Here is a 20,244-nt window from a genome sequence, read left to right on the forward strand (position 1 = left end):
TGCCGCGAAGGGCAACGTGACGTCCGCTGTCACAAGGGTGGCGCACACGGTGTCCGAGCGCGCGGCATGTCCGTCCCGCAGGTTATCGCCGCTCGCCGTGGGTCCCTAAATCGCAGATCACACCTGAGCGGTGATACCTGTCACAGATTGTGCCCCGGACGGGGCCTCACCGGGCTGGGGTTGGCCCGGTGAGGCTCCTGGGAGGGCCTCCGACGGCTTCGGAGGTCCCGGCCCCTCGACGGCTTCGAGAGGCCCGGCTCGCCCGGTCCCCACCCCAATGGGGACCGTGCGGGCCTGGCCGCGGGGGTCTCGGTGGACGGACCGACGGCTTTCGGCCGTCCGGGTTCTCGCCCCCGCGGGGTCGGTGGGACGCCGTACGGCGGACGCGCCCCGGCTCTTGCTCGCCGGACGCGCGCCGCTCGTCGACGCCGTGCTTCGGGACGGACCGGCCCACGGGGGACCGGCTCGCTTGACTGACCGTCCGTGACGGTTGGGACCGGTGGGACCGCTGAGACGATTGGGCCAGCTGGGGCATGTCGGCTGGGCTGAGCGGCAGCTGACGGCTCGGGGCGTGGGACGCCACCGTTGCCGCTGTTCCTGCTGTTCCTGCTGTTGCCGCTCGCGCCGCTGTGCCTGCTGTCGCCCTCTCGCCGCGGTTCCGGCGGCTGCAGAGGTGCCGCGTATGCCGCGGGTGCTGCGTATGCCGTGGTTTCCGCGGGTGCCGCAGGGGCGTGGCGGGTGTCTTCCGGGCGGCCGGGGCGGTCGTGCCGTCGTGGGCACGACACCGTCACCGGCGTGAGGACGAAACCGTCAGCCGACCTGCGCCGCCTCTCGCGAGCGCCGACCGGTTCCCTCCCGGCGCGATGGTCACCGCGCGGGACGGAGGGCTGTCCTAGCCGGGGAACTCGGGGATCTCCCGTTGCCTGTCCCGGGTTCCGGAGACGACGCCGGCCTCGGAAGCGCCGGGCACGAGCCGCCACGGGGCCCGCAGGTCCGACGTGACGGCGTGGGCATCGCCGTGGCGGGGGGCGCCGCCGTCGGCCGCCGAACCATTGGTGAGCGCGTGGGCCGGGTCACCGTCGGGCGCCCGGTGCGAGGGCACCGGCACGGTCCGTACGCCATCCGCGTAGCGCCGGCTCACCTGTCCTTCGCGTCCTGCGGCGCCAGCGCCCGCCGTGCCAGCCCTCGGGCCGTACGCGACCGCCGGACCTGCGCTCACGCCATCAGCGTGCTCCACCGGGTTCGGTCGGGCGGCGTCGGCACCCGAGTCCTGCGGGCACGCGGGGGCGGGGGCCGGAAGGACCTGGTCCGCGCCCGGCACTCCGGGCAGCTCCGGCGTCTCGGGAAGCACCGGGAGCCCGGGAAGTTGCGGCAGCCCGGGCACCGAAGGCCCGGACGGCCCCTCGGGCCACACCGGCAACTCCGCGGAAACCTCCCCGAGCCCTCCGACGACGTTCCCGACAACGTCCCCGACGAGATCACCGACGGGCTGCACGACTCCGGTGACGGGCTGGAGCACCCCGGTCACCGGCTGGAGGACGCCGGTCACGGGCTGGAGCACCCCGGTCACGGGCTGGAGGACGTCGGCGGTCGGCGGGAGTGCGGCCGTGACCGGCTGCAGGACATCGGTGGCGGGCTGGAGAGCGCCGGTGGCGGGCTGCGGGAGGTCGGTGGCCGGCGAAAGAGCGTCCGTGACCGGCTGAAGGACATCGGTGACGGGCTGCAGGACGTCGTCGGGCGCGGGCTGGGTCGCGTCACTTACGGGCGGCGCCGTGTCCGTGGCGGGCGGCGTCTGGGCGGGCGGCGTCTGGACGGGCGGCGTTGCGACGGACGTGGTGGAACGCCGGATGCCGTCTGTCACCGGACGCAGGACACCCTCCGTGACCGGGCGCAGGACACCCTCCGTGACCGGGCGCAGGACACCTTCCGTGACCGGACGCAGGACGCCGTCCGTGGCGGGGCGCCGGGTCCGGTCGGTGGCCGAGAGGGCGGGTGCGTCCGGCGCGGGGTTCGTCGGCCGGTCGCCCGACCAGCGGGCGGCGCTACCGGTGGTCCGGTGCTCCGGCCGCTCTACCGGGACCGGGACGGTGACGGTGACGGCGGGGGTGGAGAGGTTGGTGCTCTGCCTGCTGGTCGCGGTCGTCGCGGCATCACGGTGCCGGGCCGGAGTCGCGGGGGCGGCGGCGCGGACTCCGGGGACCGTCGACGGGGCCGGGCGGTGGACCGGGGTGACGGGCGTCCGGGCCGGCTCCCCCAGCACGTTCCCGACCGCGCGTACGACCGCGTCGCCCGCCGACTCGACCCCGTCACGCGGAGACGTGAGCGGGAAGGGACCCTGCACCGACCGCACGACGCCGGCCGGTGCCACCGGCGAGGCCGCGTCCGCCGCGTGGGCCTGTCCCCCGCCGATGAACCCGAGCGCGGACAAACCGCCGACGAGCACGCCCAGTTGCAGCGCACGCCGCCCGGCCGCCGTGCGCATCACGCGCAGAGCGGCACCGGTGTAGGGCGGTGCGACCGGCAGGGCCACGACGGCGAGATCTCCCATGCGGCGGAACGGGGCAGAATCCGGCGGTGCGGTGCAGAACGTGGCGCACACACCACCGAATTCGAAGAAGATGCCGATACTCGCACGGGACTGCGGAGGTTGCGCAAGCCCCCTGTTACCGATGGGTACTCATGACCGGTATCCCACCCTCCTCACGTGTTGTCCGGTATCGGCAGCGGCCGCTTCTCGATCGCCGCCGCCATCAGCTCGGGAAACAGGTCGGGCGTACACGCGAACGCCGGCGCCCCGAGCGCCGCCAGCGCCGCGGCGTGCTCCCCGTCGTACGCGGGCGCTCCTTCGTCGGACAGCGCGAGCAACGCCACGAACTGCACCCCGGACGCCTTCATCGCGGCCACCCGCTTGAGCATCTCGTTCCGTATGCCGCCCTCGTACAGGTCGCTGATCAGTACGACCACCGTGTCCGCCGGGCGGGTGATCTGCGACTGGCAGTACGCCAGTGCCCTGTTGATGTCCGTCCCGCCGCCCAACTGGGTGCCGAACAGGACGTCCACCGGGTCGTCGAGCTGGTCGGTGAGGTCGGCGACGGCCGTGTCGAAGACGACGAGCCGGGTGGCGATGGACCGCATGGACGCGAGGACCGCCCCGAAGACGGACGCGTACACGACGGACGCCGCCATCGAACCCGACTGGTCGATGCAGAGCACGACTTCCTTCTTCACGGACTGCGAGGCGCGCCCGTAGCCGATCAGCCGCTCGGGCACGATCGTGCCGTACTCGGGCAGGTAGTGCTTGAGGTTGGCCGCGATGGTGCGGTTCCAGTCGATGTCGTGATGGCGGGGTCTGCTGATCCGCGCACTGCGGTCGAGGGCGCCGGTGAGCGTCGCCCGGGTGCGGGTGGCGAGCCGCTTCTCCAGGTCCTCGACGACCTTGCGCACGACGGCCCGTGCCGTCTCCTTCGTCGTCTCGGGCATGGCCTTGTGCAGGGAGAGCAGCGTGCCCACGAGGTGCACGTCGGCCTCGACCGCCTCCAGCATCTCCGGTTCGAGGAGCAGCGTGGCCAGCCCGAGCCGGTCCATGGCGTCTCGCTGCATGACCTGGACGACGGAGGACGGGAAGTAGGTCCGGATGTCCCCGAGCCAGCGCGCGACCGACGGCGCCGACGCCCCCAGCCCCGCGGTCCGCTCCCGTCCCGACGGCGCCTTGTCGCCCTTGCCGTACAGCGCGGCGAGCGCGTCGTCCATCGCCGCGTCCTGACCGGCGAGGGTTCGCCCGGTCCCGTCGGCCGCGTCTCCCCCGAGGACGAGTCGCCATCGCCGCAGCCGCTCGTCGGCGGCGGCGTCGGCAGCCGTCGCGTCTCCCGGGCGCCCCTCCGACCCGGCACGGTTCGTCATCGCCGCGGCCATCAGGCCACTCCCCTCAAGTTGTCGCTGCCACTGTCACCGGCGCCCCCGCCGACACCGGCGTCTCCTTCGACACCCGCGCCCGCCCTCGCACCGGCGTCCACTTCGACGCCGGCCCTCGCACTGTCACGGGCGCCGGTACTGCCTTCGGCGTCCGCACTGTTGCCGGCGCCGGTGCTGCCGTGGGCGTCCGCGCTGTTCCCGCCGTTCGCGCTGTTGCCGGCGCGGGTGTCCATGCCCATACCTGCGGAGCCACCCGAGCTGCCCGGCCCGGGGACACCGCTGCTTGCCCCAGGAAGATCGCCGGTCTCCCCGGGGTCACCGGGCTCGCCGCAGCCCAACAGCAGCCGCAACACCGGCAGCACGGCGTCCGCGCGCTCGGTGTCGAGGGTGGCCGCGAATCCGGGTACGGCCGAGGAGGTGGCGGAGACACGTGCCCCCGACCCCGGTCCGCGCCGCACCAACTCCCCCAGTGTTCGCCGCACCCCCGTCTCATACGCCGAGAACGTGCGCCGCAGCAGCGGCAGTACGTCGGTGAACGCCTCGGCCGGCACCCCCGTCAGCCACGCGTCCACCAGCCCGAGCAGACGCTCGTCGTGCACGAGCAACATTCCGCCGCCCGAGCCGCCACCGACGAACCCCTCGATCCAGGCCGCCGCGTCGGCCGGTGCCGTCCCCGGCGACAGCACGAGCCCCATGAGCCGCGCGGCCTCCTCCTGCGCCAACTCCCCGCCGTCCAGCAGCAGCCGCACGGCACGCCCCCGGATCACCCCCGGCACGGTGTCCCGTCGCGACAGGACGCCGAGCACCCGGTGCCAGCGGTCCCGGATGCGCTCCCGCCCCCGCGTCTCCCCCGGCTCCACGTCCCGCCGCGCCCCGGCCTCCGCCTCCGCCAGCAGACCCACGGCCCCCTGAACGGCGTCCACATGGCGCCGCATCTCCTCAGCCGCCTCGGCGTCGAGTGCCGCACAGGCGGGAGGCAACCCGACGAACACGCGATCGGCGAGACCCACCGCCACCTCGGTCAGGGCCCGGGTGTCGGTGCCGCGCACATCGCCGTACCGCAGCGAACGGACCAGCGCGGGCAGCGCCTGCGCCAGATGGCCGACGTCCGCGTCGAGAGCGGCACGGTCGGCGAGTACGCGCATCACTACAGGGAGCGCGTCCGGCAGTTCGGCCAGCAGGCAGCGCTCGGCGAGTGCCGTGACATCGGCCAGGGAACTCGCGGCGACCGCGTCCGACTCGGCTCTGGCCGTCGCCGCGGACAGGACGGTCGTACCCCACACCCCGGCCTCGGCGACCCGCACGGACAGCTCCGGCTCCCACCTCAGCCGCCAGGTCTCCCGGAAGGTGCCCGTACTGCCGCGCGAGGCGGTTGTTTCGCCCCATCCGACGCCCAGGAGCCGCAGCCGGTGCAGCAGGCGGCTGCGCCCCGCGTCGGTCTCCTTGCGCAGGTCGAGCTCCAGCTCGCGCTCCAGCGGCTCCGGTTTCATCCGGAGCCGGCGCTGAAGCCGGGTCAGGTCGCGCTGGAGGGGCACCGCGGGCGCGGAATCCGGCACCTCCCCCAGGACGTCCCCGACGACCAGCCGGTCGTGCACGAGCGCCAGCGGCACGTCGGAGCCCTCGCACATCACGGCACGCACGGCGTCGGTCGTCTCGGTCAGACCGGGCAGCGGACGGCCGCGCATCGCGGCGAGGGTGTCCGCCAGCCGCACCGCCTCGATGACATGGGCGGACGACACCATCCGGTCCTCGTCGCGCAGCAGTCCGGCCACCCTCGTCATCCAGCGCTCGACGGGACGGTCCGGCGCGCTGAAGAGGTGCCCGTACCAGCCGGGCGAGTCGATGCCCGCGCCGTACCCGCTGGCCCGGGACAGCCGGCGGTGCGTCCACGGCACCCAGGTCATGTCGGCCTTGACCTTGGGCAGCCCCTTCAACAGGGCGCGGTCGGCGGCGACGGTGTGCTTCTCGCGCAGCGCGGGCACGTGCCACGCCCCGCACACCACGGCCACCTCGTCCCCGAACTCCTTCTGTGCCGCGCGCAACTGGAGCCGCATGTACGCCTCCCGCACCAGGTCCCGGTCGTGCCCGCCGGCCCCGTACTCCTCCCGCAACGCCGTCATCGCCTCACCCAGTACGGCGAACGGCGCGTACACGTCGGTGCCCCCGCCCCGGTGCTCGATCACGTCCTCCCACCACCGCTCGGGGTCGTCGTAACCGGCGGTCTCCGCCAGCACGGCGAGCGGATCGATACGCAGGGCCTCGTCCCCGTCTCCGCCCTCACCCCCGACACCGTCCCCCGCCTCGGCCCCGGGCTCAGAAGCCACCTCGGTCCCCGCGTCGGCCCCGGCTTCACTCGCGGGCTCCACCTCGGACCCCGGCCCGGCACAGGTGCCCGCGTCCGCCTCAGCCCCGCTTCCCGATGCACCCTCGGTCCCCGCGTCCGCCTCACCCCCGGTCCTCGTTGCCCCCTCGGTCTCTCCCGCGGCCTCCGCTCGATCCCCCGCCCCGGAACCCCCCTCGGCCCCGCTCACGGCCCCCGCCTCGCCCTCGGGCCCGCTGCCGGGCTCCGCCCCGCCCGGGGCCTCGGCCTCCGCGTGCGCCCCGGCCCCCGCCTGGCCCGGTTCAGCGGCCGGCTCCGCGTCCTCCTTCCCCCACGCCAGCGTGTGCGTCGCCGGCAGGTCGATGAAGTGGGCCGGAACGCCGTGCTCGACGGCCCAGCGGATGGCGACCCACTCCGGGGAGAAGTCGGCGAGCGGCCAGAACGCCGAGCGTCCGGGCTCGTCCACGGCGTGGGCGAGCAGGGCGACGGGCGGCCGCATGCCCGGGTCGGCGGCGAGCGGGATCAGCGGATCGGCCTCGGGCGGGCCCTCGATGAGGACCACCCGGGGCCGGGCCTCGTCCAGCACGGCCCGCACCGCCCGCGCCGACCCGGGCCCGTGGTGGCGCACCCCCAGCAGCAACGGCCCCCGGCCTCGGAGGGACGGACCCCCGTCCCATCCCTCCGAGGAGATTTTGGCGCCCTCATCGAAGCGCACCGGCTCCGCCGTCTCCCCGAGGCCCGACGGCGCAGCGTCGCGCTCCCCGGCGACGCCCGCCTCCGGCCCGGCCTCCCCCGGCGACCCGCTCACACGCTCACCTCCCGGCAGGCCCGGTAGAAGTCCTTCCAGCCGTCCCGCTCCCGCACGACCGCTTCCAGGTACTCCTGCCAGATGACCCGGTCCGCCGCCGGGTCGCGCACGACGGCACCGAGGATGCCTGCGGCGACATCGCCCGCGCGCAGGACACCGTCGCCGAAGTGGGCGGCCAGGGCGAGGCCGTTGGTGACGACGGAGATCGCCTCGGCGGTGGACAGGGTGCCGCTGGGGGACTTCAGCTTCGTACGCCCGTCGGCCGTGACGCCGTCGCGAAGCTCCCGGAAGACCGTGACGACACGGCGGATCTCGTCGATGCCCTCGGGCGCGGCAGGCAGGTCGAGGGAGCGGCCGATCTGGTCCACGCGGCGCGACACGATGTCGACCTCGGCCTCGGCGCTCTCCGGCAGGGGCAGCACCACGGTGTTGAACCGGCGGCGCAGCGCGCTGGAGAGGTCGTTCACCCCGCGGTCGCGGTCGTTGGCCGTGGCGATCAGGTTGAAGCCGCGGACCGCCTGCACCTCCTGCCCCAACTCCGGTACGGGCAGCGTCTTCTCGGACAGGATCGTGATCAGTGTGTCCTGGACGTCGGCGGGGATGCGGGTCAGCTCCTCGACCCGCACGGTCATGCCCTCGGCCATGGCGCGCATGACGGGGCTCGGCACCAGCGCGTCCCGGCTCGGGCCGTGGGCGAGCAGCTGCGCGTAGTTCCAGCCGTAGCGGATGGCCTCTTCGGGCGTGCCCGCCGTGCCCTGGACGAGCAGGGTCGAGTCGCCGCTGACGGCGGCCGCCAGATGCTCGGACACCCATGTCTTCGCGGTGCCCGGCACGCCGAGCAGGAGCAGGGCACGGTCGGTGGCGAGCGTGGTGACGGCCACCTCGACGATGCGTCGCGGCCCCACGTACTTGGGTGTGATGACCGTGCCGTCCGGCAGGGTGCCGCCCAGCAGATACGTCGCGACGGCCCACGGCGACATCCGCCAGCGGGCCGGCCGGGGCCGGTCGTCCTGCGCTGCCAGCGCGGCGAGTTCGGCGGCGAAGGCGGTCTCGGCGTGCGGCCGCAGCACCTCGCCCGCCTCTTCCGCGGGCCGTGCCGCGAGCTCCGCCGCGGACGGATTGTGGGATGACGGGTCAACGGACACGGACATGGCTCGGTCCCCCTCCAGCTCGGCCGGTTCGATCTGGGTCAACCGTGCACCACGCCACTGACAATGCGTTCTGACCTGCGAAAACGTCGTCGCGGAGGTGGATTGTCAGTGGCGGGATCTACCTTCGGTGTCATGACTCAGCAGGGGGTGCGCTGGACTGCGGATCAGGTGCTGGCACTGGCGCCTGACGCCGCGTCACGCAAGGCGGGGAGCAGGCTCGGGTCGGCCGGACCGTGGTCGGAGGCGGGCGATTCGGGCGAGGGGGCGGTGTGGGGGCTGTGCAAGGGCAGCGGCAGCAAGCCGTATCAGACGGTCATAGACATGGCGGACTCCGCCGGGCCCGCGTACAAGTGCAGTTGTCCGAGCCGGAAGTTCCCGTGCAAGCACGCGCTCGGCCTGCTGCTGCTCTGGGCGGGCCAGGACGGCACGGTGCCGCGGGGGCCGGCGCCGGACTGGGCGCGGCAGTGGCTCGAGGGGAGGCGGAAGCGCGCGGAGGAGAAACGAGCTGAGGGGGCGCCCGGTTCCCCGGGCACCGGTGATCCGGAGGCGGCCCGGCGCCGCGCCGAGCGACGGGCCGAGCGGATCACCGCGGGGGCGACGGAGCTGGAGCAGCGGCTGGCGGATCTGCTGCGCGGCGGTCTCGCCCAGGCCGAGCAGGCGGGTTACGGGATGTGGGAGGAGACGGCGGCGCGCATGGTCGACGCGCAGGCGCCCGGTCTCGCCTCTCGTGTGCGGGAGTTGGGGGCGATCCCGGCGTCGGGTCCCGGCTGGCCGGTGCGGCTGCTGGAGGAGTGCGCGCTGCTCCACCTCCTCGACAAGGGCTGGCTGGGCCGCGAGGGTCTGCCGGACGGGCTGGCGGCGACGGTCCGCTCCCGGGTGGGGCTGCCGGCCTCCGCCGACGGTCCGCCGGAGCGGGACCACTGGCTGGTCCTCGCCCAGTACGACACGTCGGAGGGCGCGCTGACGACCCGCCGGATCTGGCTGTACGGCGCCGGGTCGGGCCGTACCGCCCTGCTCCTCTCCTACGGGGCGGCCGGCCGCGCTCCGGAACTGGCTCTGCCGGTCGGCCTGGCCTTCGACGCGGAGCTGTCGGCGTACACGGGGGGCGGCGGCTCACGGGTGGCGCTGGGTGAGCAGTTCACACCCCCGGCCCCGACACGGACACGTCCGCCGGGCATCACGACGGCCGAGGCCACCGCCCGTTACGGCGAGGCGCTGCGGTCCGACCCCTGGCTGGACTCCTGCCCGGTCACGCTGGACCGGGTCGTGCCCACCCCGGCCGGCGACTCGTGGCAGCTGGCGGACGCGGACGGCGACCTGGCGCTGCCCCTGACGCCGTCCGCCGCGACGCGGCCGGGGCTGTGGCGGCTGGTCTCGCTGTCCGGCGGGGCTCCCGTCACGGTCTTCGGCGAGTGCGGTCACCGCGGCTTCACCCCCCTGACCGCCTGGCCCGGGGGCTCGGGGGAGGCGGTTCCCCTGTGCTGACCCGCCCGCGCCGTAGCCGCACCGCCCCGCGCAAGGACGGCCGCCTCTCAGCCGACCCACGTACAGCCGCCCTCCGTACGCGCCCGCACCGGACCACCCCACGCAAAGACGGCCACCTCACAACCGACCCACCTACGACCGCCCTCCGTACGCGCCCGCACCGGACCACCCCGCTCAAAGACGGCCACCCCGCAAGCGACCCGCGTATGACCGCCCTCCCCATGGAGGACCCGTTCACCACCGACCCCGATCCAAGGGCCACCGACTCCCGTACAGCAGGCCGCCGGTTCGCGGTCGGCTCGTCACCGGAAGGACGCTCATGAACAGGACGCCCGCAGACGCGCCCGTCGGCGACGCCTGGGAGGAGCTCGTCACCTCGGCGCTGCTCGGGACCGACCGGCGTACGCCACCGGGGTGGACGCCGGGACGCGAGGCTCCGGCGGCCCTCCTCGACGCGGCGGCCGTGGAGACCGTACGGCGCCGGGCCGGACTGCGTCCCGCGCGCGCCGCCGAGCGGCCGGAGCGGGCGGCGGACGATCCTCGCCGTCCGCTGCCGCCCGCCGCCGCACGACGCCTCGCGATGCTGCTGGCGGACCGGCCGGGCTCGGGGCCGGGGGGCCGCAGAGGGGCGGCACCGGACCTGATGGAGCTGCTGCCCCAGTGGCTGGCCCTGGCGAACGCACGCGGTTTCGCCCCGCCCCCGCAGGCGCTGCCCGCGCTGCTGGACGCCGCCCGGGGCCGTACCGATCTCAGGCCCGCCGCCCTGGCCTTCGCCGGTCCGCGAGCGCTGTGGCTGGCGCGGCTCAACCCGGACTGGCGGTTCGCGCTGCGTGCCGCGCCGGGCGGAGGCACGTCACTGCCGGGTCCCGGGGAACCGGAGCGGATACGGGAGCTGTGGGAGGAGGGGCTGTTCGCCGAACGCGTGGCGCTGCTCTCCGCGATCCGGGCGCAGGACCCCCCGGCCGCGCGCGAGCTGCTGTCGACGACGTGGGCGACGGAGCGCGCGGAGGACCGTCTGATGTTCCTCGACTCGCTGCGGACGGGGCTGGACGCGTCGGACGAGCCCTTCCTGGAGCGGGCGCTGGCCGACCGGAGCCGCAACGTGCGCGCCACGGCGGCCGAGTTGCTGTCCGCGCTGCCCGCCTCCGCGCTCGCCGCCCGGATGGCGGACCGCGCCGGTTCGTGTGTCGCCGTGGACCGGACGCGGAGCGTGCCGACGATCGTGGTCGAGGCACCGCACCAGTGCGACGCGGGCATGGAGCGCGACGGGGTCGTGCCCAAACCCCCGGGGGGACGAGGTGAACGGTCGTGGTGGCTCGGCCAGTTGGTGGAGGCGGCGCCGCTCGGGACGTGGTCCGGGCGGCTCGGGGGGCGTACGCCGGAGGAGATCGTGGCCTTGCCGGTGGCGGACGACTGGCGGCCGGAGCTGCACGCCGCCTGGTGCCGGGCGGCGGTGCGGCAACGGGACCCCGGCTGGTCCCGGGCGCTCCTCGGCGCGCCCTCCGCTCCGGAGGCGGGCGGACCGGGGGCGGTGTCGCTGGCGGAGCGGGCGAAGCTGCTCACCACGCTGGGTGCCGCCGAGCGGGCGGACTGGGTGGCGCGGTTCATCGCCACGCACGGGCTGTCCGAGGCGTTCCAGCTGCTCGGTGTGTGCGCGGTGCCGTGGAGCGGGCCGCTCGGCCGGGCCGTCGTGGACGCGCTCAACATCGCGCGGGACGCGGGGAGCTACCCGTGGAGCTTCAGCGGGGTGATGGGCCTCGCCGAGCGGTGCCTGGATCCGGCGGAGGCGGGACGCCTGGAGGGTCTCACCGCAGTGCCGGACGAACCGGAGGACGCCTCCCCCGGAGCCGGCGGCTACTGGGCCGAGGCGTTCCAGCGCCTGACGACCACCCTGCGCCTGCGGGCCACGATGTCCGCGGAGCTCACGGACCCCGGGGAACCGACCTCGTGAGCGGGACGCCGGGCACACCCCGTACGCCGTCCACACAGGCATCCGTACGCCTACGACCGCACGCGTACGCCTACGTCCACGGCTGTCCGCCGAGCCGCCGCAGTCCGAGCCCGCGCGCCAAGGAGGTCCCTACGGGGGAGGAAGTCACAGCCCCGCGACGACACGGCCCGCGGCGCCCCGGCGAAAGCACCCCCGCCGAAGCAGAGCCCGCCGGGCACGAGGCCGCAGGACCGGCCCGCCGCAGTTCAGCGCGCCGAAGGCAGCCCACCGGAGCCGCCGCCGGACCCATGGCGCTGCCGGACCTCCGCGCCGGCACGGCCCAGCGGACCGGCCCGGCTCGTCGCACCGGCCGGGCCCCTCAGGCGTGCGCCCCGCCGACAGCCGTCACGCTCCCGCGGGCTGGCGCACGTTCGCGCGGACCCAGTCCACGATGGACGCCGTCGTCGCGCCGGGCGTGAAGATCTCGGCGACGCCCTTCTCCTTGAGGGGCGCGATGTCCGCCTCGGGGATGATGCCGCCGCCGAAGACCTTGATGTCCTCGGCGTCGCGCTCCTTGAGGAGGGCGATGACGGCCGCGAAGAGCGTGTTGTGGGCCCCGGAGAGGATGGACAGGCCGATCGCGTCGGCGTCCTCCTGGATCGCGGTGTCCACGATCTGCTCGGGGGTCTGGTGCAGGCCCGTGTAGATGACCTCCATACCGGCGTCGCGCAGCGCACGCGCGATCACCTTGGCCCCGCGATCGTGGCCGTCGAGCCCCGGCTTGGCCACCACCACGCGGATCGGACCGGCTGCCACACCCATCACTGCCTCCATGAACCGACTACACAACCTGTTACCGGACAACCTGTATCGAACAACCTGCGCGGAAAAACCGCACCGCACAACCCGTACCAGCGGATACGGGCGGACGGCGCACACACCGCCGCTCACCACACGGGATGCACCCCGCGGCCCGGCCGCCGCGCCGCGCGGACCGGGGAAGTGAACGAACGTTATCGCCAGCATCCCGTACCCGGCAGTTTCACGGTGGAGAGCGAGGGGGAAATCACACGGTGGGACACGTTCGCCGCGCACGTCTCCGATTTCCCGCGGCACACGCGCCGTACGGGCCTCGCGGACCTGCGGCACTCACCGCAGCGGGGCGTGCGCAAAAGGAGAGCCGCTTCGTACGGCCGCACCACCGCGCTCCGAGCCGGGCGCCGTGGCGGCGGGCACCTCAGCCACCACCCGTTTCCACCGCACCGCGGCTTTCCATGAGGGCACACGGGGGACAGAGGCGTCCTCCGGCGTGCCGACAGGAGGTCGGCCATGAAGGTCACCCGGGCAGTGCGGCCCTTTCTTCCCCTCTGCCAGCGCCTGTTCCCCGGCAGCCTGGCCGGACTCTCGACGGCCCTCCTGAAGGCGACCGCCCTGGAGATCACGATCCTCGCGGGGCATCTGCTGCTCTATCCGTCCGGGATCACGCAGGAACGCCGGGCCGCCGCGCCCCCTCCTCCGTCGCCGGACACCCCGGTGCTGCCGACCGACGCCAGGCCGCCGGTCGTGCTGCTCCACGGCTTCATCGACAACCGGTCGGTCTTCGTGCTGCTGCGCCGCAGCCTCGCGCAGCACGGCAGGCAGCGCGTGGAGTCGCTCAACTACTCCCCGCTCACCTGTGACATCCGCACCGCGGCGGAACTGCTCGGGCGGCACATCGAGGAGATCTGCGAACGCACGGGCCACGCGCGGGTGGACGTCGTCGGGCACAGCCTGGGCGGGCTCATCGCCCGTTACTACGCGCAGCGCCTCGGCGGGGACAGCCGCGTCCGCACGCTCGTCACGCTCGGCACCCCGCACTCGGGCACGCGGGTCGTCCCGCTGATGAACGCCCACCCGATCGTCCGCCAGATGCGCCCCGACTCGCCGGTCATCGACGAGCTGCGCATGCCGGCGCCGGGCTGCCGCACGCGTTTCGTGAGTTTCTGGAGCGATCTCGACCAGCTGATGGACCCGCTGGAGACCGCCCGTGTGGACCACCCGGACCTGCTCGCGCAGAACGTGCAGGTGAGCGGCATCGGCCATCTCGCGCTGCCCGTCCATCCCGCGGTCGCGACCGGGATACGCCAGGCGCTCGACGCCGAGGAGACGGAAGGGACCGAGGGGATCGGAGCGCCGGAAGCCGCTCGAAGTGGCGGCCTGACGGTGGCCTGATATCGAACATTCATCGAACGCAAGGCCAAGGTCGTGCCCGCAGTCCCCCGAAACACGGCCGAATGCCCGTTTCCCGCCAGCACGAAACCTGCCGAAGATTGTCGCGCCCGCGTACCGCCGGGTACAGTCGCCGCACTGCTCTGCCAGCCCCTGTTGTCGAGGCGAAAGAGAAGTTGGTGAACGACCGTCACCCGTCGGGGACCGTTAACCCCCCGGCTTCGGCTCCCGATGCCGCTGAGGCGCACTACGCGCCGTACGGCCTGCAAGGAGCCCCGTACGGCGACTTCACCACGCACGACGGGTACCCCGCCACCGGATTTCAATCAGGCGGCGGCAGTTACGAGACCGCGAGTTTCGCGACCGACCCGCTCTTCGGTGACATGCCGGGCGCCGACGTGAGCGCGTCCACCGGTTCGTACGACGCCACGCAGTGGTCCGGCGACCCGTCCATGGGCACGGGAAGCCACCACACGTCCGGGACCGGCGAGCACGGGACGGCTTACGACCCGTACGCCGGGCAGCACCAGACCGCCTACGACACCGGTGGTTACGAGACGACCACCTGGGCCACCGGCTACCAGCAACTCGCCGGTATTCCGCCGCAGTCGCAGGGCCAGGACGGCACCGGCCAGTGGGACGCGACCGCCTGGAACCAGGCCGAGCACGTCAACCCGCTGGACCAGGGCGACCAGACGCAGCACTGGGGCACGCAGGTGCTCGACACGGGTGCGTACGACGCCACGCAGTGGAACTCCGACGGCGGCCAGGACACGTACGAGAGGTACGAGCCGGCCGCTTCGTCGTCCGAGACGTACGAGCAGCCCGCGCCCGAGCCCTTCGACCAGCTGCCGACCGCCACGTTCGAGCAGGTGCCCTCCGAACAACCCGAGGGCGGACACGGCGAGTTCGACGCGGCCGACGACGAGGACGGCCCGGCCACGGGGTCGTTGCTGCTCGACGGTGTCGAGGAACTCGCCGCCGCGCCGGCCGCGGTCGTCCCGGGTGCGCGATCGGCTTCGCGCGCCGGCAGCCGTTCCCGGCGCCGGGCCCCGGCCAAACGTTCCGCCCTGCTGACGGTGGCCGTTCCCTCGGCGTGCGTGATGGGGGTCGCGGGGATCGCCGCCGCCTCCGTCGTGAGCGTGAGCGCGGACGACACCGCGGAGACGACGGCCGCGGCGCCGGAGAAGGCGCCCGTGAAGCCGTCGGCCGCCAACAACAAGCTGGACACCCAGCTCGCCAACCTCTCCGCGGACGCCGACGACTTCGCCGACCGCGCGAGCCGGACGCAGGAACGCATCGACCTGAAGGCCGAGCAGGAGGCGGAGAAGAAGAAGGCGGCGGAGGAGGCGGCCCGCAAGGAGCGGCTGCGCCCCAAGTTCGCCCTGCCGGTCGCCCAGAAGGGGCTCAGCGCCTACTACGGGCAGTCGGGCATCAACTGGATGTCCGTGCACACCGGCATCGACTTCCCGGTCTCCTACGGGACGACGGTGATGGCCGCGACCGACGGCACCGTGCGCACGCAGTGGAACAGCGCGTACGGCAACATGGCGATCGTCACCGCCAAGGACGGTACGGAGACGTGGTACTGCCACCTCTCGACGTACCGGGTCGCCTCGGGGGCCACCGTGAAGGCGGGCGACCCGATCGCGTTCTCCGGGAACTCGGGCAACTCGACCGGCCCGCACCTGCACTTCGAGGTCCGCCCGGCCGGCGGCTCGGCGATCGACCCGCTGCCGTGGCTGCGGAGCCACGGCATCGACCCGACCTGATCGCTCACTCCGACGGGGACACCAACTGGTCCCCGCCCCCGGCCAGTTGACCGGCCTGCCCGTCAACTGGTCCCCGTCTTTGGCCCGTTGCCCGGCCCGCCCGTCAACTGGGCGAGCCGGACCCTCCAGGGCCTTCGCGTCAGAGCTTCTCGACCGGCGCGTACCGCAGGAGCAGCCGCTTCGGCTTCGGTTCACCGAAGTCGACCGTCGCCTCCGCGTTGGCGCCCGTGCCCTTCACGCCGACGACCGTGCCGAGGCCGAACTGGTCGTGCGTGACCCGGTCGCCGACGGCGAGCGAGACCACCGGCTTCTCGGCGACACCGCGCCGCGTCGCGAAGCCGGACGCGCCCGAGGCCGCGGACCGCGAGCGCGACGAGGAGAGCGAGGCCGCCACCCCTGAGACGGGCCCCGAGGACACCGGGCCCATGGAACCCTTGCGCTTCCACTCCAGGTGCGCGTCCGGGATCTCCTCCAGGAAGCGCGACGGCGGGTTGTACGACGGCTGGCCCCAGGCGCTGCGCATGGAGGACCGCGTCAGGTACAGCCGCTCCCGCGCGCGGGTGATGCCGACGTACGCCAGGCGCCGCTCCTCCTCCAGCTCCTTGGTCTGGCCGAGCGCGCGCATGTGCGGGAAGACGCCGTCCTCCATGCCGGTGAGGAAGACAACCGGGAATTCGAGGCCCTTGGCGGTGTGCAGGGTCATCAGCGTGATGACGCCGTTGCCGTCCTCCTCGTCGGGGATCTGGTCGGAGTCGGCGACGAGCGCGACCCGCTCCAGGAACTCGGAGAGGCTGCCCGCGGCCTCGCCCTCGCCGGACTCCTGCTCGAACTCCAGTGCCACGGCGGCGAGTTCCTGGAGGTTCTCGATGCGGGTCTCGTCCTGCGGGTCCGTCGACGCCTGCAACTCGGCCAGGTAGCCGGTGCGTTCGAGGACGGCCTCCAGGACGGTGGCCGGACCGGCGCCGGACTCCACGACCGTCCGCAGGTCCTCCATCAGCGTGTTGAACCGCTTGACGGCGTTCGTCGAGCGGGCCGCCATGCCGTACGCCTCGTCGACGCGGCGCAGCGCCTGCGGGAAGCTGATCTTCTCCCGCTGGGCGAGGGCGTCGATCATGGCCTCCGCCCGGTCGCCGATGCCGCGCTTGGGCACGTTCATGATGCGGCGCAGCGGGACGGAGTCCTCCGGGTTCGACAGCACGCGCAGGTACGCGAGGACGTCCCGGACCTCCTTGCGCTCGTAGAAGCGGACGCCGCCGACGACCTTGTACGGCAGGCCGACGCGGATGAAGACCTCTTCGAAGACACGGGACTGGGCGTTCGTACGGTAGAAGACGGCGACGTCTCCCGCCTTGGCGTCGCCCGCGTCGGTGAGACGGTCTATCTCGTCGGCGACGAACTGGGCCTCGTCGTGCTCCGTGTCGGCGACGTAGCCGGTGATCCGGGCGCCGGCGCCGGCGTTGGTCCACAGGTTCTTCGGGCGGCGGCTCTCGTTCCGCTCGATGACGGCGTTCGCGGCGCTGAGGATCGTCTGCGTGGAGCGGTAGTTCTGCTCCAGGAGGATCGTCGTCGCGTCCGGGTAGTCCTCCTCGAACTGGAGGATGTTGCGGATCGTCGCGCCGCGGAAGGCGTAGATCGACTGGTCGGCGTCACCGACGACGCACAGCTCCGCGGGCCCGAGGTCGCCCTCGGCGGGCGGGACGTCCACGGGGTGCCCGGCGGTGCCGACGAGCTCGCGGACCAGGGCGTACTGGGCGTGGTTGGTGTCCTGGTACTCGTCGACCAGCACGTGCCGGAAGCGGCGGTGGTAGTGCTCGGCGACGTCGGGGAAGGCGCGCAGCAGGTTGACCGTGGTCATGATCAGGTCGTCGAAGTCGAGGGCGTTGGCCTCGCGCAGCCGCGACTGGTACATGGCGTAGGCCTGGGCGAGGGTCTTCTCGAAGCCGTCGGTGGCCTGGGCGGCGAAGTCCTCCTCGTCGATCAGCTCGTTCTTCAGGTTGCTGATCTTGGCGCTGAAGGACTTCGGCGGGAAGCGCTTCGGGTCGAGGTCCAGGTCGCGGCAGACCAGGGCCATGAGGCGCTTGGAGTCGGCGGCGTCGTAGATCGAGAACGACGAGGTGAAGCCGAGCCTCTTCGACTCGCGGCGCAGGATGCGGACGCAGGCGCTGTGGAAGGTCATCACCCACATCGCGTTGGCCCGCGGGCCGACGAGCTGCTCGACCCGCTCCTTCATCTCGCCCGCGGCCTTGTTCGTGAAGGTGATCGCGAGGATCTGGCCGGGGTGCACATGGCGCTCGCCCAGCAGGTACGCGATGCGGTGGGTGAGCACGCGGGTCTTGCCCGATCCGGCGCCGGCCACGATGAGCAGCGGGGAGCCGGCGTGCACCACGGCCGCCCGCTGGTTCTCGTTCAGCCCGTCCAGCAGCGCCGCCGGGTCCACCGCGGGGCGCGCGGCGCCGTCGCGGTAGTACGCGTCCCTGCTCGGGGGCACGTCGAAGCGGCCGCCGAACAGGTCGTCCGGGAGGTGCTCCGGCGTCCCGTCCTCGGGCGGCGGCGGGGGCTCTTCCTCGTGGGCCCCGGAGGGCTTGAGGTCCGCCAGGAAGCTGTCGTCAAAGAGGCTGCTCATCGCCTTCCGAGTCTAGGCCGCCCCACTGACACCCCGCGGCCACCTCGAGAACTCCGCCGCATTCCGGGACCGGCCCGCCGGTCACCGCCGCCCCGCCGCCCGCGCAGGCCGCCCGGCGCGGTACGGCGGCCGTTTCCCTTACCGGGCCCGCCGCTTCGCCCCGGCGGGAAGACGTGCCGCCCCGTCCGGCACGGGACCCGCCGCCGGGCCGCTCTCGCCGTCCGGATCCGCCCCGTCACCTCGGGTGACGGCCGGACGAGACGCACACCACGCCCGCCGACGCGGGAGAACATGTCCGGACAATCGACCGAAAACGATCGACGGCGGCCCGGCAACCCGGTGCCCGCGAAAAAGGTCACGAAAACGTATCGGGCATATCGCACATCAACCTTCACAGGAGCCACACGCGTTGGCTAGCGTGCCGGTCAGGCCGCCCGACCCAACCGGCGAACGTCGCCGGGCCGCGCGGCCTCCGCCGAATCCGGCGCGCCCTCGCGGCAGCCGGAGCCGGGGACCCACCGACCTTGGGGTGAATCGGTCCGGCCGCCTTGTCGGGCGCGGACCGTAGGGCAAACCTTCCGAACCACCCGCCCGAACCCGACAGCTAACTCGGTAGGCGGATCGTGGAAGGAGTCGCCTCTCTTGGCGTCGCATCGCAAATGGCGTCCTGCGGGAACGCGCGTAGCGGGTGTCCGGGCCCCGGGTCTCGCCACGGCGGCCCTCACGTCCGTGGCCCTGCTCTCGCAGACGGCGAACGCCGCGCCCTCGGCCGAACCCAGGCCGAGCCTCGAGGAAGTCCAGAAGAAGGTGGACGACCTCTACCACCAGGCCGAGACGGCCACCCAGAAGTACAACGCGGCCAAGGAGAAGAGCTCCCAGCAGCGCCGGCGCGTCGACACCCTGCTGGACGACGTCGCCCAGCGCACCGAGAAGCTGAACACCGCGCGCGAGGAACTGGGTTCGTACGCCGCCGCCCAGTACCGCACCGGGGCCGCCGCCCCCGACACCGCGACCCTCCTGCTGGCGGACGACCCGCAGGACTACTTCGACCAGACCCAGCTGATGAGCCGCCTCACCAGCCGCCAGAAGGTGGCGGTGGACGACTACGTCACCGAGCAGGCCGCGACGGCGAAGAAGCGGGCGGAGGCCTCCGAGAGCCTGGAGAAGCTGACCACCTCGCAGCGGACGCTCAAGTCGACCAAGGCCGAGGTGCAGCGCAAGCTCGCCGACGCCCGCGGACTGCTCTCCGAGCTCACCGCCGAGGAGAAGGCGCGGCTCGCGGCGATCGAGGAGAAGAAGCGCGAGGAGGCCGAGCGCAAGGCCGAGGAACTGGCCAGGCAGCAGGCGGCCGCGCAGGAGCAGCAGGAGCAGGAGCAGGCCGCCCAGCAGGACCAGGGCGCCTCGGACGGCGGCTCGGGCACCACGACCCAGGACCCGGCGTACGCCACCAAGGCCGACAAGGCCATCGCCTTCGCGCGGGCCCAGATCGGCAAGCCGTACGTGTGGGGCGCGACGGGCCCGGACTCCTACGACTGCTCCGGTCTCACCCAGGCCGCCTGGAAGTCCGCGGGCGTCTCCCTGCCGCGCACCACCTGGGACCAGGTCGAGGCGGGCACCACGGTCCCGCTCTCCGACATCAAGCCCGGTGACCTGGTCTTCTTCTACGACGACATCAGCCACGTCGGTCTCTACATCGGCAACGGCATGATGATCCACGCGCCGAAGCCGGGCGCGTACGTCCGCGAGGAGTCCATCTACTACGACGGCGAGTCGTCGATCCACAGCGTGGTGCGCCCCGCGTAGGGGACCTGCCTGGCGTACGGGACCCGCCCGGCGCCGGGATGTGCCCCGCGTAGTTGGACATGCCCTGCGCGGGGGACGTGTCCCGCGCAGGGGACGCGCCCGGCGTCGGGGGCGGGACCCGTGCCGGCACCCGCCGCGGTCTTGCGGTCCGTCCGGTGCGGCCTTCGGTTCGCACCGGACGCCCGGCCGTCAGTCCCGCTGGTGCGACGGGGTACGCCTGGCGCGGACCGGC

At 73.4% G+C, this 20,244-nt stretch carries 11 protein-coding genes and 1 riboswitch; of the genes, 5 read left to right on the top strand and 6 right to left on the bottom strand.

The window, feature by feature from the left end; all coding sequences use genetic code 11:
• Positions 1-892: 892 nt before the first annotated feature.
• The 4 genes from ACWGIS_RS03490 to ACWGIS_RS03505 all read right to left on the bottom strand — a co-directional run bounded on the left by ACWGIS_RS03490 (position 893) and on the right by ACWGIS_RS03505 (position 8,191).
• A complete protein-coding gene (locus tag ACWGIS_RS03490; protein ID WP_453360754.1) occupies positions 893-2,548 on the bottom strand; it encodes a hypothetical protein in 1,656 nt (551 codons plus the stop codon).
• A gap of 152 nt (positions 2,549-2,700) precedes the next feature.
• Positions 2,701-3,900, bottom strand: coding sequence for a VWA domain-containing protein (locus ACWGIS_RS03495; protein ID WP_453360895.1), 1,200 nt, complete (start codon positions 3,898-3,900; stop codon positions 2,701-2,703).
• 11 nt (positions 3,901-3,911) lie between these two features.
• Positions 3,912-6,872, bottom strand: coding sequence for a DUF5682 family protein (locus tag ACWGIS_RS03500; RefSeq protein ID WP_453360896.1), 2,961 nt, complete (start codon positions 6,870-6,872; stop codon positions 3,912-3,914).
• Between the two features lie 164 nt (positions 6,873-7,036).
• Positions 7,037-8,191: an ATP-binding protein gene (locus tag ACWGIS_RS03505; protein WP_453360755.1), complete on the bottom strand. Its 1,155-nt coding sequence runs from the start codon at positions 8,189-8,191 to the stop codon at positions 7,037-7,039.
• Between the two features lie 132 nt (positions 8,192-8,323).
• Between ACWGIS_RS03505 and ACWGIS_RS03510 the strand changes: the two genes are divergently transcribed.
• Positions 8,324-9,676, top strand: coding sequence for an SWIM zinc finger family protein (locus ACWGIS_RS03510; RefSeq protein WP_453360756.1), 1,353 nt, complete (start codon positions 8,324-8,326; stop codon positions 9,674-9,676).
• Positions 9,677-9,995: 319 nt separating this feature from the next.
• On the top strand, positions 9,996-11,627 hold the full coding sequence (locus tag ACWGIS_RS03515) for a DUF5691 domain-containing protein (RefSeq protein ID WP_453360757.1): 1,632 nt from the start codon (positions 9,996-9,998) through the stop codon (positions 11,625-11,627).
• 384 nt (positions 11,628-12,011) lie between these two features.
• Here the strand turns inward: ACWGIS_RS03515 and ACWGIS_RS03520 are convergent, their stop codons facing one another.
• Positions 12,012-12,428 (bottom strand): cobalamin B12-binding domain-containing protein, encoded by a 417-nt coding sequence (locus ACWGIS_RS03520; protein ID WP_356131653.1) that lies wholly within the window; start codon positions 12,426-12,428, stop codon positions 12,012-12,014.
• Positions 12,429-12,935: 507 nt separating this feature from the next.
• Here ACWGIS_RS03520 and ACWGIS_RS03525 point away from each other — a divergent pair.
• Positions 12,936-13,817 carry an esterase/lipase family protein gene (locus tag ACWGIS_RS03525; RefSeq protein WP_453360758.1) on the top strand — a complete coding sequence of 294 codons (882 nt, stop codon included), beginning with the start codon at positions 12,936-12,938 and terminating at the stop codon, positions 13,815-13,817.
• Between the two features lie 176 nt (positions 13,818-13,993).
• Positions 13,994-15,586 (top strand): M23 family metallopeptidase, encoded by a 1,593-nt coding sequence (locus tag ACWGIS_RS03530; protein ID WP_453360759.1) that lies wholly within the window; start codon positions 13,994-13,996, stop codon positions 15,584-15,586.
• A gap of 139 nt (positions 15,587-15,725) precedes the next feature.
• Here ACWGIS_RS03530 and pcrA read toward each other — a convergent pair whose 3' ends face one another.
• A complete protein-coding gene (gene pcrA / locus ACWGIS_RS03535; RefSeq protein WP_453360760.1) occupies positions 15,726-18,209 on the bottom strand; it encodes a DNA helicase PcrA in 2,484 nt (827 codons plus the stop codon).
• A 463-nt stretch (positions 18,210-18,672) separates the two neighbouring features.
• Positions 18,673-18,844: riboswitch (cyclic di-AMP (ydaO/yuaA leader) on the top strand.
• 7 nt (positions 18,845-18,851) lie between these two features.
• Here pcrA and ACWGIS_RS03540 point away from each other — a divergent pair.
• A complete protein-coding gene (locus ACWGIS_RS03540; protein ID WP_453360761.1) occupies positions 18,852-20,012 on the top strand; it encodes an NlpC/P60 family protein in 1,161 nt (386 codons plus the stop codon).
• Positions 20,013-20,244 lie beyond the last annotated feature (232 nt).

The sequence above is a fragment of the Streptomyces sp. NPDC054842 genome (assembly GCF_053611025.1).